Source organism: Mycolicibacterium sp. 624, assembly GCF_040548615.1.
Classification (GTDB): domain Bacteria; phylum Actinomycetota; class Actinomycetes; order Mycobacteriales; family Mycobacteriaceae; genus Mycobacterium.
The window spans coordinates 771876-786676 of record NZ_JBEPRZ010000001.1 but is presented as its reverse complement, the minus strand read 5'-3'; the positions used below and the strand labels follow the sequence as shown (position 1 = coordinate 786676).

At 68.1% G+C, this 14801-nt stretch carries 13 protein-coding genes and 1 riboswitch; of the genes, 6 read left to right on the top strand and 7 right to left on the bottom strand.

All coding sequences use genetic code 11. The annotated features are described in order from the left end of the window. Nucleotides 1–9 precede the first annotated feature (9 nt). The 7 genes from ABIA65_RS03520 to ABIA65_RS03490 form a co-directional block, all read right to left on the bottom strand. Nucleotides 10–825, bottom strand: a complete 816-nt coding sequence (locus tag ABIA65_RS03520) for an LLM class F420-dependent oxidoreductase (RefSeq protein WP_354522642.1) — start codon at nucleotides 823–825, stop codon at nucleotides 10–12. After that, nucleotides 822–2918 carry a PhoX family protein gene (locus ABIA65_RS03515; RefSeq protein WP_354522641.1) on the bottom strand — a complete coding sequence of 699 codons (2097 nt, stop codon included), beginning with the start codon at nucleotides 2916–2918 and terminating at the stop codon, nucleotides 822–824. The genes ABIA65_RS03520 and ABIA65_RS03515 overlap by 4 nt, the downstream gene beginning before the upstream one ends. Before the next feature lie 109 nt (nucleotides 2919–3027). Beyond that, a complete protein-coding gene (locus tag ABIA65_RS03510; RefSeq protein ID WP_241402290.1) occupies nucleotides 3028–3165 on the bottom strand; it encodes a hypothetical protein in 138 nt (45 codons plus the stop codon). A gap of 42 nt (nucleotides 3166–3207) precedes the next feature. Continuing rightward, entirely contained in the window at nucleotides 3208–4113 is a 906-nt protein-coding gene (locus ABIA65_RS03505) for an Rv0045c family esterase (protein ID WP_354522640.1), read from the bottom strand. A 101-nt stretch (nucleotides 4114–4214) separates the two neighbouring features. Continuing rightward, the gene (locus tag ABIA65_RS03500; protein ID WP_241402292.1) at nucleotides 4215–5297 is read right to left on the bottom strand and encodes an inositol-3-phosphate synthase; all 1083 of its coding nucleotides are present in this window, start codon (nucleotides 5295–5297) and stop codon (nucleotides 4215–4217) included. Nucleotides 5298–5339: 42 nt separating this feature from the next. After that, on the bottom strand, nucleotides 5340–5888 hold the full coding sequence (locus ABIA65_RS03495; RefSeq protein WP_241402293.1) for a PadR family transcriptional regulator: 549 nt from the start codon (nucleotides 5886–5888) through the stop codon (nucleotides 5340–5342). Nucleotides 5889–6001: 113 nt separating this feature from the next. Beyond that, complete coding sequence (locus ABIA65_RS03490; RefSeq protein ID WP_241402294.1) at nucleotides 6002–6877, bottom strand: DUF1707 SHOCT-like domain-containing protein; 876 nt, start codon at nucleotides 6875–6877, stop codon at nucleotides 6002–6004. Nucleotides 6878–6988: 111 nt separating this feature from the next. On the opposite strand from ABIA65_RS03490, the gene ABIA65_RS03485 reads away from it, so the two are divergent. The 6 genes from ABIA65_RS03485 to ABIA65_RS03460 all read left to right on the top strand — a co-directional run bounded on the left by ABIA65_RS03485 (nucleotide 6989) and on the right by ABIA65_RS03460 (nucleotide 14757). Next, on the top strand, nucleotides 6989–7420 hold the full coding sequence (locus tag ABIA65_RS03485; RefSeq protein ID WP_241402295.1) for a DUF5318 family protein: 432 nt from the start codon (nucleotides 6989–6991) through the stop codon (nucleotides 7418–7420). A gap of 160 nt (nucleotides 7421–7580) precedes the next feature. Then, nucleotides 7581–9983: a transglycosylase domain-containing protein gene (locus ABIA65_RS03480; RefSeq protein ID WP_354523076.1), complete on the top strand. Its 2403-nt coding sequence runs from the start codon at nucleotides 7581–7583 to the stop codon at nucleotides 9981–9983. 86 nt (nucleotides 9984–10069) lie between these two features. Further along, nucleotides 10070–11659, top strand: a complete 1590-nt coding sequence (locus tag ABIA65_RS03475) for a glycosyltransferase family 87 protein (RefSeq protein ID WP_354523075.1) — start codon at nucleotides 10070–10072, stop codon at nucleotides 11657–11659. A gap of 24 nt (nucleotides 11660–11683) precedes the next feature. Then, a riboswitch (cobalamin riboswitch) is annotated at nucleotides 11684–11872 on the top strand. 61 nt (nucleotides 11873–11933) lie between these two features. Further along, nucleotides 11934–12902: an ABC transporter substrate-binding protein gene (locus tag ABIA65_RS03470; RefSeq protein ID WP_354522638.1), complete on the top strand. Its 969-nt coding sequence runs from the start codon at nucleotides 11934–11936 to the stop codon at nucleotides 12900–12902. Beyond that, nucleotides 12899–13948, top strand: a complete 1050-nt coding sequence (locus ABIA65_RS03465) for a FecCD family ABC transporter permease (protein ID WP_354522637.1) — start codon at nucleotides 12899–12901, stop codon at nucleotides 13946–13948. The genes ABIA65_RS03470 and ABIA65_RS03465 overlap by 4 nt, the downstream gene beginning before the upstream one ends. Further along, a complete protein-coding gene (locus ABIA65_RS03460) occupies nucleotides 13945–14757 on the top strand; it encodes an ABC transporter ATP-binding protein (protein WP_354522636.1) in 813 nt (270 codons plus the stop codon). The genes ABIA65_RS03465 and ABIA65_RS03460 overlap by 4 nt, the downstream gene beginning before the upstream one ends. Nucleotides 14758–14801 lie beyond the last annotated feature (44 nt).

Genomic DNA, 14801 nt, shown 5'->3' with positions numbered 1-14801 from the left:
CCGGGGGGTCTAGCCGCCGGCGCGCTCGTCGCGCCACCGGCACAGTGCCTCGGCCGCCGTCAGGTCGTAGTCGGGGCCGTTGACGCCGACCGTCAGCAGGCTGACGCCGAGGTCCACGAGTCCCTGGGCGTTGGCGAGCAGCGCGTCGAGCGCCTCGCCGCGCAGGACGCCGCTGTTGTCCTCCACGCCGGCCGAGCGCTCGATGGTCGACGGGTCGCGGCCGATGTCGGCGCAGTGCGCGTCGAGCACCGCGGCCTTGGCCGGGTAGGTCTCGGCGGTAGTGAATCCGTGCCACATGTGGGCGTACTGGGCGACCATCTTCAGGGTCTTCTTCTCGCCCTGCCCGCCGATCAGGATCGGGATGTCGCGCACCGGTGCGGGATTGAGCTTGGCCAGCCGGGACGTGATGCGCGGCATGGCGGCGGCGAGGTCGTCGAGGCGACTGCCGACCGTGCCGAAGTCGTAGCCGTACTCGTCGTAGTCCTTGTCCTTCCAGCCCGATCCGATGCCGAGGATCAGCCTGCCGTCGGAGATGTTGTCAACGGTGCGCGCCATATCGGCCAGCAGTTCAGGGTTGCGGTAGGAGTTGCAGGTCACCAGCGCGCCGATCTCGATGCGCGAGGTCTGCTCGGCCCACGCGCCGAGCATGGTCCAGCACTCGTAGTGTGCGCCGTCGGGATCGCCATACAGCGGAAAGAAGTGGTCCCAGTTGAAGGCGATGTCGACGCCCATGTCCTCGCACCGTCGGACGGCGTCTCGGATGTGGCCGTAGTTCGGGGAGTGCTGGGGTTGCAGCTGGACGCCGATGCGGGTGGGGAGGCTCATACCCCGATGTTGCCACCGTCGCGCCACACCGCGACAACGGACGGCCGGGCCGTTCCGTTGTTCCCCTCGGGCCAGCGCGACAGGGGATTGTCGATGCTGTTGTCGTCGTTCTCGCCGGGGTGCTGCACGCACACCGTGACGAGGTCGTCGGTGATGACGGGTCCGCACGTCTCCGCGCCGAGCGGGACGGTGAGGAACTGCCTGGTCTCACCACGATTGGGACCCTCGAGCGCGACGGCGAAGAGCCCGTCGTTGGAGTCCAGCGCGTTGCCGTCGGTCGAGATCCACAGGTTCCCGTGGCTGTCGAACGCCAGGTTGTCGGGGCAGGAGATGGGGCTGACCTTGGTCTTGTCGAACCCGCCGTAGTAGGTGTCCGCGGCGGCGGGATCACCGCACACCAGCAGGAGATCCCAGGTGAAGGTGGTGCCGGCGTGATCGTCAGTGATCTCGAGAACCTGGCCACTCTTGTTGTCGTTGCGAGGATTAGCCGCATCGGGGCCGGCCTCACCGGGGACGCCGCGCTCGTCGTTGTTGGTCAGCGCGACGTACACCTTGCCGGTCTTGGGGTTGGCCTCGAAGTCCTCGGGCCTGTCCATCTTGGTGGCGCCGGCCTTGTCGGCGGCGAAGCGGGTGAACACCGCTGCCTCCTGTGCGGTGACGCCGGGGATCAGGGACTCGCCCCGGCCGTCGGGACCCGTGCGCAGCAGCGGAATCCACGTGCCCGCACCGGCGAACGAGCCACTCGCCGGCAGCGTTCCCGAGCCGTCGATCTCGCCGGCGGGGATGTCGCTGGACAACTTCGCGACGTACAGCGTGCCCTCGTCGAGGATCGTCATGTTGTGCGCCATCGACGCGGCATCTGGAATTCCCCCCGTCGCTCCGCTCGCCCCGGCGCCGGGCATCACCTTCTTGCTCGACACGAACTTGTACATGTAGTCGAAGCGCTCGTCGTCGCCGGTGTAGGCGACGACGGTGCCGTCGTCGGTGACGTGGATGGTGGCGCCCTCGTGCTTGAACCGGCCCAGCGCACTGTGTTTCACGGGTGCGGATGCGGGGTCCCACGGGTTGACCTCGACGATGTAGCCGAACCGATTGACCTCGTTGGGTGTGGCGGTCAGGTCGAAGCGGGGGTCGAAGCTCTCCCAGAGCAGCTCGGACGGTGCGGGTTTGACGCCGTAGCGCTTGAACTGGTCACTGACCACCGGGCTGGGTGCGGGTGTGCCCTCGGTGGCGCCGAAGTAGGTGTGGAAGTTCTCCTCACCGGAAAGCACTGTGCCCCACGGGGTTACACCGCCCGCACAGTTGGCGAACGTGCCGGCTACGGTGCGACCGGTCGGGTCGGCTGCGGTCTTGACGAAGTCGGTACCCGCGGCGGGACCGGTCAGCATCATCGGGGTGTCGGCGGTGATACGGCGGTTGTAGCGGCCCAGCACCGGCCGCAGCCCGTCCGGTGTGCGCTCGACCTCGACCACCGACAGACCGATCGCGGCGATCTCGATGTCGAACTGCGCGCGCGTGGGGGCGGCGGCGTCATAGCCGGTGAACATGAACTGCGGGGTGACGTACTCGTGGTTGGTGACGAGCAGGAAGCGGTTGGTCGAGCCCTCGATGGCCAGCAGTCCGGCGAAGTCGTTGTTGAAGCCGAACTGGCCGCGTTGCGCGTCGGCCGTCTGGGCGTTGACGTCGAACGCAGGCGCGCCCGGCAGCACCGGGTCGCCCCAGCTGATGACGACGCCCTGGCGGTAGCCGTCGGGGATGACGACGACGTCCTCGCTGTTCGGTGCGATCGCGGTGAAGTTCATCCCCGGCGGGTTGGGCACCGGCTCGGGTGACGAGGTAGGCGTGGCCTGCGGGGCGGCGGTCGAACACGCGGCCAGCGCCGAGCCCGCGCCGACGGCCAGGACCGCCACCCCGGCGGCCTTGAGCGCTGAGCGGCGGGTCAGCGCCGCGACGATGTCGCCGAAGTACTCGTTGTCACTGGTGTTCGGTGCGGGGTGAAAGCAGGCCTGTCCGCACTTGTAGCGACAGGTGATGCGCTGCCGCGACGAGCGGCCCTCGTGGGTGACGAGCAGGTTCAACGGGACGAGTGCCATCGAGCAGGGTCCTTTCGCGGAATCGACGCAGGGCCGGGGCTGTGGCCGCGTCGCGCGAGAACCTACGGGCGCTGGGAGAGCAGTCGTCAACGAGAAGGTGAACGGAGTCTTACGCGGGCGAGGGTTCGGTGTCCGGGCGTTCCGGTGTCTCGGCGGGCACCAGGCGTTCCGGTGTCTCCACGGGGGAGAGGCGCTCCGGCGTCTCGGCGGGCGTCAACGGCTCCATGGGCTCGGCTGGGGTAGTCATGACGGTGGGCTACCCCAAATGCCGGTTGGCGAAAAGCCGGCGTCAGACGCCCTGCACTTCGCGCAGGATCTCGACGAGCGCCTTCGGTTGGTCGCCCTGCACCGAGTGGCCGGCGTCGGCGACGATGTGGGTGCGCTGAAAACCGGGTGCGCCCTTGGCGAAGGACTCGGCGTCCTCGTCGTTGACGAAGTAGGAGTTGGCGCCGCGCACCAGCGTCGTCGGCATGGTGACCGATGGCACGTCGTCCCACAGGCCCTCGAACCCGTCGCCCTTGCGGATCGAGTCGTAGCGCCACGTCCAGGTGCCGTCGTCGAGCCGCTTGCTGTTGTGGAAGACGCCGCGGCGCAACGAGTTCCGGTCCCGGTGCGGTGCGGCGGCCACGGTCACGTCGAGCATGGCCGCGAAGCTGTCGAACGAGCGGTCGCCCTTCACCAGCGCGACCGCGCCGAGTTGGGCCTTGGTCATCTCCTCGTGCCGCTCGGGTGCCGACGGTGTCACGTCGACCAACACCAGCTCGGGTACGAGGGCGGGGTCGGTGGCGGCGATGCGCAGCGCGGTGAGTCCGCCGAGTGACATGCCCACCACGAGGCGCGGGTCCGGCGCCCATTCGCGCAGGATGGGGCGCAGCGTCTCGGCGTTGAGCTTGGGCCCGTAGTCGCCGTCCTCACGCCACGCCGAGCGGCCGTGGCCGGGCAGGTCGATCGCCAGGGCGGGCACACCGAGCCCGAGGATCACGGTGTCCCAGGTGTGGGCGTTCTGCCCGCCGCCGTGCAGGAACACGATCTGCGGGGACTCCTCGCCCCACTTGAGCGCGCTGATGGGGCCGGACTCGATGCGTGTGACGTGGGGTAGCGGGCCCGTCGCGCCGATCTGTTCGGCGTTCTCGGGCAGCAGCCCGAACTCGTCGAGTGTCAGCAGTTCGTCATCTGAGATAACCGGGTCGACCACGAATGTGACTCTAACCACCCCCACAAACGCCGAAACTGCGGGGAGATCACGTTTCCGGTGGAATTCGCGATCTCCCCGCAGTCTCGGTGGAGAAGTGAGGCTTAGCCCTCGATGAAGTCCTCGAGCTGCGCGCGCGCGATGTCGTCGGGCAGCTGCTTCGGGGGGCTCTTCATGAGGTAGGCCGATGCGGCTTCGACGGGTCCGCCGATGCCACGGTCGAGGGCGATCTTCGCGGCGCGAACCGCGTCGATGATGACGCCTGCCGAGTTCGGCGAGTCCCAGACCTCGAGCTTGTACTCCAGGTTCAGCGGCACATCACCGAACGCGCGACCCTCCAGCCGCACGTAGGCCCACTTGCGGTCGTCGAGCCAGCCGACGTGATCGGACGGGCCGATGTGGACGTCCTTGGCGTTGAATTCCTTGTGCAGGTTGGAGGTGACGGCCTGGGTCTTGGAGATCTTCTTGGACTCCAGGCGCGAGCGCTCCAGCATGTTGAGGAAGTCCATGTTGCCGCCGACGTTGAGCTGCATCGTGCGGTCGAGCTGCACGCCGCGGTCCTCGAACAGCTTGGCCATCACGCGGTGGGTGATGGTGGCACCGACCTGGCTCTTGATGTCGTCGCCGACGATCGGCACACCGGCGTCGGTGAACTTCTTGGCCCACACGGGGTCGCTGGCGATGAAGACAGGCAGCGCGTTGACGAAGGCCACGCCGGCGTCGATCGCGCACTGCGCGTAGAACTTGTCGGCCTCTTCCGAGCCGACGGGAAGGTAGGACACCATGACGTCGACGTTGGCGTCCTTGAGCGCCTTGACGACGTCGACCGCCTCGGTGTCAGAGACCTCGATGGTCTCGGCGTAGTACTTGCCGATGCCGTCGAGGGTGGGTCCGCGCTGCACGGTCACATTGGTGGGCGGCACGTCGGCGATCTTGATGGTGTTGTTCTCGGAGGCGAAGATCGCCTCGGACAGGTCGAAGCCGACCTTCTTGGCGTCCACGTCGAACGCGGCGACGAACTTCACGTCGCGGACGTGGTAGCGGCCGAGCTTGACGTGCATGAGGCCCGGAACAGTGCTGTTCTCGTCGGCGTCGTAGTAGTACTGCACACCCTGCACCAGGGAGGATGCACAGTTGCCGACGCCGACGATGGCGACCCGGACTTCGTTCGACGGGGTCTCGGACATGGGACTGTCTCCTTCTCCTGCTGGATATGGGGGTACGGGTAGTTAGGGCTGTTGCTCGGCGCGTCCCTGCGCTCCGCGTTCAGCCGCGATCAATTCGTTGAGCCACTTCACTTCACGTTCGCTCGACTCCAACCCCAGCTGGTGCAGCTGGCGTGTGTAGCGGTCGAGCGAGTTGCTGGCGCGCGCGATTGCCTCGCGCAGGCCCTCGCGACGTTCCTCCACCTGACGCCGGCGGCCCTCCAGGATTCGCATCCTGGCCTCGGCGGGGGTGCGGTTGAAGAACGCCAGGTGCACACCGAATCCGTCGTCGGTGTAGTTCTGAGGTCCGGTGTCGGCGACGAGTTCGGCGAACCGCTGCTTGCCGGCATCGGACAGTTGGTAGACGCGCCGCGCCCGCCGCACCTTGACCGCGCCCTCGGGTGCGGCATCCTCGACGATCAGGCCGTCGGCCTGCATGCGGCGCAGTGCTGGGTAGAGCGAACCGTAGGAGAACGCGCGAAACGCTCCCAGCAGGCCGGTCAGGCGTTTCCGCAGCTCGTAGCCGTGCATGGGCGATTCGAGCAGAAGTCCCAGAATGGCGAGTTCAAGCACCGAACCACCCCCTTTGCTCCGTCGCTACGACGATCCAACACGTCGGCCAATTGTATCGCGCCGATATATACGCCGCTACATCAGCTCGATGCAGCAGGGGACGCCGGAGGTGATTACGGGCTGGGGTAGTTGACGTTCTTGGTGGTGCCGTCGCCGTTCAGGACGATGTAACCGCTGTTCCCGAACTTCGGGCTCACATAGATGCTGATCTCGATACTTCCCGGCGGAGCGGTCATATCCTCGTTCGCCTCGATGTCGATGTAGATGGTCTCGACCTCGTCGGCCTTGATGCCCAGGGTCTCTGGCGCACCTCTGACCACGCCAACCAGCATGGGGATGTCGAACTGCGCGAGATCGACGACGCGGTCATGGGAACTCATGCTGGTCTCGGACGGATCGCCCCAGCCGCCGCGGTAGGTGTAGCGAAGCGCGCGGCGCGGCTCGGTGGGGTCGGTGCGCTCCAGCGACGCGTAGTCGCTGTAGATCGTGAGCCCGTAGCCCGTGGTGTCGCCGAACTTCGACCGCATCTGCTCGATCAGCCCGGTCAGACCGCCCAGTGAGTGCAGCTGTCGCGGTGGCGTGAGGACCTTCGCGGGAATGCCGTCGGCCTTCGCGCCGGGGTCGCTGGTGAAGCTCAGCGGCGAGCTGGTGTTGCCGTACAGACCCCAGCCGACCGCGATGCCGAGCACCACCAGCACGGCGGCGGCGGCGGCGCGCAGGCCCCAGCCGTTGCCCGCCGATGCGGGGCCGGCCGTGAAGCGCGACGGCTTCTTCAGGTCGGGCAGCTGGACCGGCGCATTGTCGTTCTGCAGGTCGCTGACCAGCGCCTGCAGATCACCCAGCGTCGGTGCCGTGGTCGCCGACGCGACCCTGCTGCGGTGCTCCTCCATCGACAGCTGGCCGTCGGCCAGCGCGCTGTCGAGGATCTGGCACGTGTCGTTGCGGTCGGAATCCTTCGCCCGCGTTCCTGTGCTCTGCCGGGTTGCCACGCAACGATGTTAGAAGTCGGGTGCCCATCACCGCTGACCACATGGCAAATGTCCGCGCGCCATGACGTGGTCGCGCCCCTACCGGATGTGTGCCGACGTACTCTGGTGAACGTGCGATTGCAGCGACAGGTGGTGGACTACGCGCTCCGGCGCCGGTCCCTGCTGGCTGAGGTGTATTCGGGGCGCACCGGCGTCTCGGAGGTCTGTGACGCCAATCCCTACTTGGTGCGTGCCGCGAAGTACCACGGCAGGCAGAGTTCGGTGACGTGTCCGATCTGCCGCAAGGAACAGCTCACGCTGGTGTCCTGGGTGTTCGGCGATCACCTCGGCGCCGTATCCGGGTCGGCTCGCAACACCGAGGAACTGGTGATGCTGGCCGCGCGGTTTGACGAGTTCGCGGTCCACGTCGTGGAGGTATGTCGTACGTGCAGTTGGAACCATCTAGTGAAGTCCTACGTGCTGGGCGCACCGCGCCCGCCGAAGGTCAAGGGCGCACGCGGCACTCGAACGGCGCGCTCCGGAGCGCGCACGGCCAGTGAATAGCGAAGGGCGCCACAACAGGTCAGCCGATGACGTCCCCAAGGGGGCCTCGGCTGAGGGTGCCGGCGCTCCTCCTCCGCGACGTCCTGACTCTCCGCAGCGTCACGCCGACCGCCCCACAGGTGCGCCCGGCTCCGGCTCGATGAGCCCGTCGGGACCGTCGATGCGGCCCAGTCCCACGGGACCAGCCGGACCGCCGCGTCGTCCGTCGCCGCCCGACGACCGCCGCACCATGGTGTTGCCGCCCGTGCCCGCAGGACCGGACCCGCGTCTGCGCGATCCGATCGACATCGTCAAGGCCGCGCTGGACGGCACACCGCCGCCCAAGCCGCCGCCAGCGGGACCGCCGCCCGGCGGTGGCCCGGGTGGGCGCGGTGGACCGGGGGGCAAGCGCCCGGGTCCCCGCCCTCAGATCAACTGGAAGTGGGTCCGGCGCGGTCTCGTCGTGGCGACCGTGATGGCGGTTCTGCTGCCGATCGTGACGTTCGCGATGGCGTACATGATCGTCGAGGTGCCCAAGCCCGGCGATATCCGCACCGCGCAGGTGTCGACCATTCTGGCCAGCGACGGCAGCGAGATCGCGAAGATCGTTCCGCCGGAGGGCAACCGGGTCGATGTCGACATCGACCAGATACCGGTGCACGTCCGAGATGCCGCGATGGCCGCCGAGGACCGCGACTTCTACTCCAACCCGGGGTTCTCGTTCACCGGGTTCCTGCGCGCCTTCAAGAACAACATCTTCGGTGGCGACCTGCAGGGCGGCTCGACCATCACCCAGCAGTACGTGAAGAACGCGTTGGTCGGTGATGCGCGATCCGGCGTGGGCGGGCTGATCCGCAAGGCCAAGGAACTCGTCATCTCGACCAAGATGTCGAGTGAGTGGTCCAAGGACGCGGTGCTGCAGTCCTACCTCAACATCATCTACTTCGGCCGCGGCTCCTACGGCATCGCCGCCGCATCCAAGGCCTACTTCGACAAGCCCGTCGAACAGCTCACCGTCGCCGAGGGGGCGCTGCTCGCCGCGCTCATCCAGCGGCCGTCGACGCTGGATCCTGCCGTCGACCCCGAGGGTGCCGCCGAGCGGTGGAACTGGGTGCTCGACGGCATGGTCGAGATGGGCGCGTTGTCACCGGCCGACCGTGCCGCGCAGGTGTTCCCGGCCACGGTCCCACCGGATCAGGCCAGCCAGCAGAACCAGACCACCGGACCCAACGGGCTGATCGAGCGCCAGGTCACCAAGGAGCTGCTCGACCTCTTCGACATCGACGAGCAGACTCTGAACACCGAGGGCCTGCAGGTCACCACCACGATCAACCCCCAGGCGCAGAAGGCTGCCGAGGAGGCCGTCACCGACGCCCTCGACGGCCAGGAGCCCGACATGCGGTCGGCGGTCGTCTCGATCAACCCGAAGAACGGCGGTGTGGAGGCCTACTACGGCGGTTCGGACGCCAACGGCTTCGACTTCGCCCAGGCCGGGCTGCCGACTGGATCGTCGTTCAAGGTGTTCGCGCTCGTGGCGGCGCTGCAGCAGGGCATCGGGCTGGGCTATCAGATCGACAGCTCACCGGTCGAGGTGAACGGCATCAAGATCTCCAATGTCGAGGGCGGCAGCTGCGGCACCTGCTCCATCGCCGAGGCGTTGAAGCGATCGCTGAACACCAGCTACTACCGGTTGATGCTCAAACTCGAGAACGGCCCGCAGGACGTCGCCGACGCGGCACACGCGGCGGGTATCGCCGAGAGCTTCCCCGGTGTGGAGCACACCTTGAGCGAGGACGGCCAGGGCGGCCCGCCCAACAACGGCATCGTGTTGGGCCAGTACCAGTCCCGGGTCCTCGACATGGCCTCGGCCTACGCCACGCTCGCGAACTCCGGTGTCTACCATCGGCCGCACTTCGTGCAGAAGGTCGTCAACGCCAAGGGCGATGTGCTCTTCGATGCCGGCGAACAGGCCAGCGAGGGCGAGCAGCGCATCGACAAGGCGGTGGCCGACAACGTCACCGCCGCCATGGCGCCGATCGCGGGTTACTCCAACGGGCACAACCTCGCCGGCGGGCGCGTCTCCGCCGCCAAGACCGGCACCAACCAGCTTGGTGACACCGGCGCCAACCGCGACGCCTGGATGGTCGGCTACACGCCGTCGCTGTCGACCGCGGTCTGGGTCGGTACCACCGACGGCACCAAGCCGCTCGTGACGTCATACGGCAGCCCGGTGTACGGGTCGGGCCTGCCGTCCAACATCTGGAAGGCGACCATGGACGGTGCGCTCGACGGCACCGACAAGGAGACCTTCCCGAAGCCCACCGAGATCGGCGGCTATGCGGGCCCACCGGCGCCCGTAGCCCCGCCGAGCGCGCCACCGCCGAACGTGCCGCCGCCGCCACCGTCGGAGACCGTCATCCAGCCGACGCTGGAGATCGCCCCGGGTATCACGATCCCGTTCGGGCCACCGACCACGGTGACCATGCCGCCGCCGCCACCGCCTGGCGATCCGAATCTGCCCCCGGTGCCTGGTGATCCGGCCGCTGTCACCCCGACTGCGACAGCCCCCCCGCCGCCGCCGTGACCGGCGCTGAGCCGGATCGGTCGACGGACTCGCCGGAGCCGCCGGCGGATACCGTATCGCCAGGCGGGACCGTATCGCCCGCTCCGCTGGCCGACGACCTGCGGAGCGCGGATGACCGCGATCTGCCCAGCCGCAACGACGTCACGGTCCGGGCACTGTCGGGACTTGTCGGAGGTCCGGTCGGCAAGCACGCGCTGATCGGCCGCACTCGCTTCCTCACTCCGCTGCGGGTGATGCTGGCGCTCGCGGTGTTGTTCCTGGCGTTCGGCTACTCCACCAAGGCGGCGTGCCTGCAGTCGACGGACACCGGGACCGCGGACCAGCGGGTCGCCGTGTGGGAGAACCAACGCGCCTACTACGAGTTCTGCTACTCCGACACCGTGCCGCTCTACACCGCCGAACTGCTCAATCTTGGGAAGTTCCCGTACAAGTCGAGCTGGATCGAGAAGAACGCCGAGGGCCAGCAGCAGATTCAGTACGACGGCACGCCGGCCGTCAGGTACATGGAGTATCCGGTCCTCACCGGCATGTATCAGTACGTGTCGATGACCCTGGCCAAGACCTACACGGCGTTGACGAAGCTCGTGTCGGTGCCGATCGTCGCCGAGGTGGTGATGTTCTTCAACATCGCCGCGTTCGGTCTGGCGTTGGCGTGGATGGCGACAGTGTGGGCGACATCGCAGTTGGCGGGGCGCCGGGTCTGGGACGCCGCGGTGGTGGCGGCCTCGCCGCTGCTGATCTTCCAGATATTCACCAACTTCGACGCCCTGGCCGTCGCGGCCGCAGTGGGCGCGCTGCTGGCGTGGTCGCGGCGAAAACCGGTTCTCGCCGGGGCGCTCATCGGGATCGGCGTGGCGCTCAAGCTCTTTCCGCTACTGCTGTTGATCCCGCTGGTGATCCTGGGCGTGCGCACGGGGCGGGTCCGCGACGTCGGGAAGACGACCATCGCCGCGGTGTTGTCCTGGTTGGTGGTCAACCTGCCGATCATGGTGATGTTCCCGCGCGGCTGGTCTGAGTTCTTCCGGCTCAACACCCGTCGCGGCGACGACATGGACTCCATCTACAACGTGGTGAAGTCCTTCACAGGGTGGGGCGGGTTCGACCAGAACCTGGGCTTCTGGGAACCCCCCACCGTGCTCAACGGTGTGACCGCGGTGTTGTTCGCGGTGTGTTGTGCCGGGATCGCCTACATCGGTCTGACCGCCAGGCACCGTCCCCGGCTGGTGCAGCTGGCGTTCCTGGTCGTGGCGGCCTTCCTGCTGACCAACAAGGTGTGGAGCCCGCAGTTCTCGTTGTGGTTGGTGCCGTTGGCCGCGTTGGCGTTGCCGCACCGCCGAATCCTGTTGGCATGGATGACGATTGATGCGCTGGTGTGGATGCCGCGAATGCTGTATCTCTACGGCGAGCAGAACATGGGTCTGCCCCAGGAGTGGTTCACCACGACGGTGCTGCTGCGTGATATCGCCGTGGTCGGCCTCTGTGTGCTGGTGGTCCGGCAGATCTACCGGCCGGAGCTGGATCTGGTCCGCCTGCACGGTCGTGTGGACGACCCGTCCGGTGGCGTGTTCGATCGCGCCCCCGACGCGTTCCCGTCCTGGTGGCCCGCCCGGCTGCGGCCCCGAAGCGAGCCGCAACCCGTCGTGTCGGCCGAGCGCGAGGCTGTTCTCACCACCTGACGGCGCCGTGAGCGACACATCTCCGATAGTGTCGAGATGGCCGGTCGCCGACCGGCTCCGATGGGCAGTCAGGAAGCCGGTGCGAAACCGGCGCGGTCCCGCCACTGTGACTGGGGAGCGAACCCCGCTGTCGACCACGGCCGTCAAGGCTGGAAGGTCGGGGTGAGCATCGATCCAGGAGTCAGGATACTGCTCCCGCCGGACCTCGTTCTGGGACGTGGACATCCCGGATGGAGCCGATGCAATGCCATGCCCGACCCAACTCTGCCGACCGATGCGCCTGCTGGCGATCGCTGCCCTCGCCCTGCCGCTTCTGGCGGGGTGCGCACAGCGGGGCGACGCTGACGCCAGCGCCGCCGCCGCGCCGGGATTCCCCGTCTCGGTGGACAACTGCGGTGTCGAGGTGACGCTGCAGGCGGCACCGACGCGCGCCGTGGGCTACTACCAGCAGTCGGTGGAGCTCATGCTCGCGCTCGGCCTGCGCGACTCCATCGTCGCCACGGTGTACCCGGACAACCCGCCGCTACCGCAGTACGCCGAGGACTACCGCGCCATCCCGGAGCTGTCCAACAAGGACGCGTCGTTCGAGCAGATCCTGGAGCTGGCACCGGATTTCGTCTACGGCGGGTACAGCAGCACGTTCGACGAGTCGGCGGGAAGATCGCGGGCCGCCTTCGCCGATGCGGGCATCACCACCTACCTCAACCCGGAGTACTGCGCCACCGAACCGATCACCATGGACGACGTCTACGACGAGGTGCGCACCATCGCGACGCTGTTCGGCGTCCCGGGACGGGCCGACTCCCTGGTGTCGGAGATGGCGGCCAGTGTCGCCGAGGCCACTACCCGCATCGAGGGCGTCGACCCCGTCACGGTGTTCGTCTACGACAGCGGCGATGCCACCGCGTTCACGGCGGGCCGCCAGGGCATCGGCAACCAGATCATCGAATTGGCCGGTGGCACCAACATTTTCGGCGACCTCAACGAGACGTTCGCCGACGTCTCCTGGGAGCAGGTGCTGCAACGGCAGCCCGAGGTCATCGTCATCTACGACTACTTCGGCACGCCAGCGGTAGAGGCCAAGAAGGAATTCCTGCGCAGCCGGCCGGAACTCGCCGCGGTACCGGCGATCCGCGACGACCGGTTCGCCGTGCTGACGCTGCAGGACGCCGTGCTCGGGGTACGGGCGCCGTACGCGGTGGGGCCGCTGGCCGAGCAGTTGCATCCCGCCCGCTTCCGGTGACGTCCCGACGCCGCGTGCCCTACCCGCTGGTGCTACTGACGCTGGGGGTGCTGCTCGCGGCGTGCATGATCGCGGGCCTGGCGATCGGGTCCATCTCGATCCCGCCGATGGATGTCGCCCGAAACCTGCTGCACCAGTCGCTCCCCGGCATGTTCGACGCCAGCGGGGCGCCACACCATCAGATGATCATCACCCACGTGCGCGGCCCGCGAGTGGTCCTCGGCGCGGTGGTCGGTGCCGGGCTGGCGGTGATCGGGATGACGCTGCAGGCGTTGGTGCACAACCCGCTGGCCGACCCGTACCTGCTCGGGGTCTCCTCGGGTGCCTCAGTGGGCGCGGTGGCCGTGATCGTGACCGGTGGTGCGATTCTCGGTGCGGCCTCGATGCCCGTCGCGGCGTTCGTCGGCGCCGTCGGTGCGCTGGGCCTGGTGTACTTCCTGTCCCGCGCGGGCGGCCAGATCACCACGACACGTCTGGTGCTGGCCGGGGTCGCCGTCGCGTACGTGCTGTCGGCCGTGACCAGTCTGATGCTGCTGACCGCCAGAAGTGGCGATCAGGCGCGTCAGGTACTGACCTGGATGTTGGGCGGTCTCGGTGGTGCGCAGTGGAATTCGCTGTGGCTGCCGCTGGCGGCGGTGCTGCTCGGACTGGTCTATCTGCTGGCACACGCGCGGACGCTGAACGTGCTGCTGGCCGGTGATGAGGCCGCGGTGACCATGGGTGTGGACGCCGACCGGTTCCGGGTGGTGACCTTCGTACTGGCATCGCTGATGACCGGCGTGCTGGTCGCGGTCAGCGGTCCGATCGGGTTCGTCGGGCTGATCCTGCCGCACGCGGTGCGCCTCCTGGTCGGCAGCGACCATCGCCGGGCACTGCCTGCGGCGGCGTTGGCGGGCGCGTCGTTCCTGGTCCTCGCCGACATCGCGGCGCGCACATTGGCGTCGCCGCAGGAGATTCCGGTGGGTGTGCTCACCGCACTGTGCGGTGGGCCGTTCTTCCTGTGGCTGATTCGGCGCGACGCCCGTCGTGGGGCGGTGCGGTCATGACCGGCGCCCGTCTGCAGGCCGACAAGCTGTGCGTGGAGCTCGGTGGTCGCCGCATCCTGCACGAGGTGTCGGTGCGCGCCGAGCCCGGCCAGGTGATCGGCATCGTCGGGCCCAATGGATGCGGCAAGTCGACGCTGCTGCGCAGTCTGGTGCGGATCCTGCGCCCGACGAGCGGGTCGATTCACATCGACGGCGTCGACGTGCAGACGATTCCGGTGCGGCAGTCCGCGCGCACCGTGGCCGCCGTCCTGCAGGACGTCACCGGCGACTTCGACCTGCGGGCGCGCGACGTCGTCGCGATGGGACGCGCGCCCTACAAGCGAATGTTCCAGCGGGACGGCGCCGCCGACGAGCGGATCGTCGATGACGCACTGCGGATGGTCGGGGTCGGCCACCTCGGTGATAGGCCCATCGCCTCGATGTCGGGTGGGGAACGGCAGCGAGTTCTGATCGCGCGTGCGCTCGCACAACGGCCCCGGCTGCTCGTCCTGGACGAGCCGACCAACCACCTCGATGTCCGCCACCAGTTCGACGTGCTGGCGCTGCCCGCCGCGCTGGGCATCACCGCGGTGGTCGCACTGCACGACCTCAACCTCGCCGCGCACTTCTGCGATGTTGTCCATGTGCTGGATGGAGGGCACGAGGTGTGCTGCGGGCCTCCGGACGAGGTGCTGACGACCGAGCTTCTGGCGCAGGTCTACCGGGTGGTGGCCAGCGTGCGGCCGCACCCCGACACCGGGCGGCCGCAGGTGAACTACGACCCGGGGGCCGGGGAGCGCGATTTCGCAGGTGGGGGGCTCGTCGGGTAACCTGGCCCAGTTGCCGACGCAGGCGACCCTCCTGTCGCGGAATG

Coding starts and splice junctions, on each gene's coding strand:
- ABIA65_RS03470 (WP_354522638.1), top strand. CDS start 11,934: ATGCGCCTGCTGGCGATCGCTGCCCTCGCCCTGCCGCTTCTGGCGGGG.
- ABIA65_RS03500 (WP_241402292.1), bottom strand. CDS start 5,297: ATGTCCGAGACCCCGTCGAACGAAGTCCGGGTCGCCATCGTCGGCGTC.
- ABIA65_RS03520 (WP_354522642.1), bottom strand. CDS start 825: ATGAGCCTCCCCACCCGCATCGGCGTCCAGCTGCAACCCCAGCACTCC.
- ABIA65_RS03460 (WP_354522636.1), top strand. CDS start 13,945: ATGACCGGCGCCCGTCTGCAGGCCGACAAGCTGTGCGTGGAGCTCGGT.
- ABIA65_RS03510 (WP_241402290.1), bottom strand. CDS start 3,165: ATGACTACCCCAGCCGAGCCCATGGAGCCGTTGACGCCCGCCGAGACG.
- ABIA65_RS03515 (WP_354522641.1), bottom strand. CDS start 2,918: ATGGCACTCGTCCCGTTGAACCTGCTCGTCACCCACGAGGGCCGCTCG.
- ABIA65_RS03480 (WP_354523076.1), top strand. CDS start 7,581: ATGCGGCCCAGTCCCACGGGACCAGCCGGACCGCCGCGTCGTCCGTCG.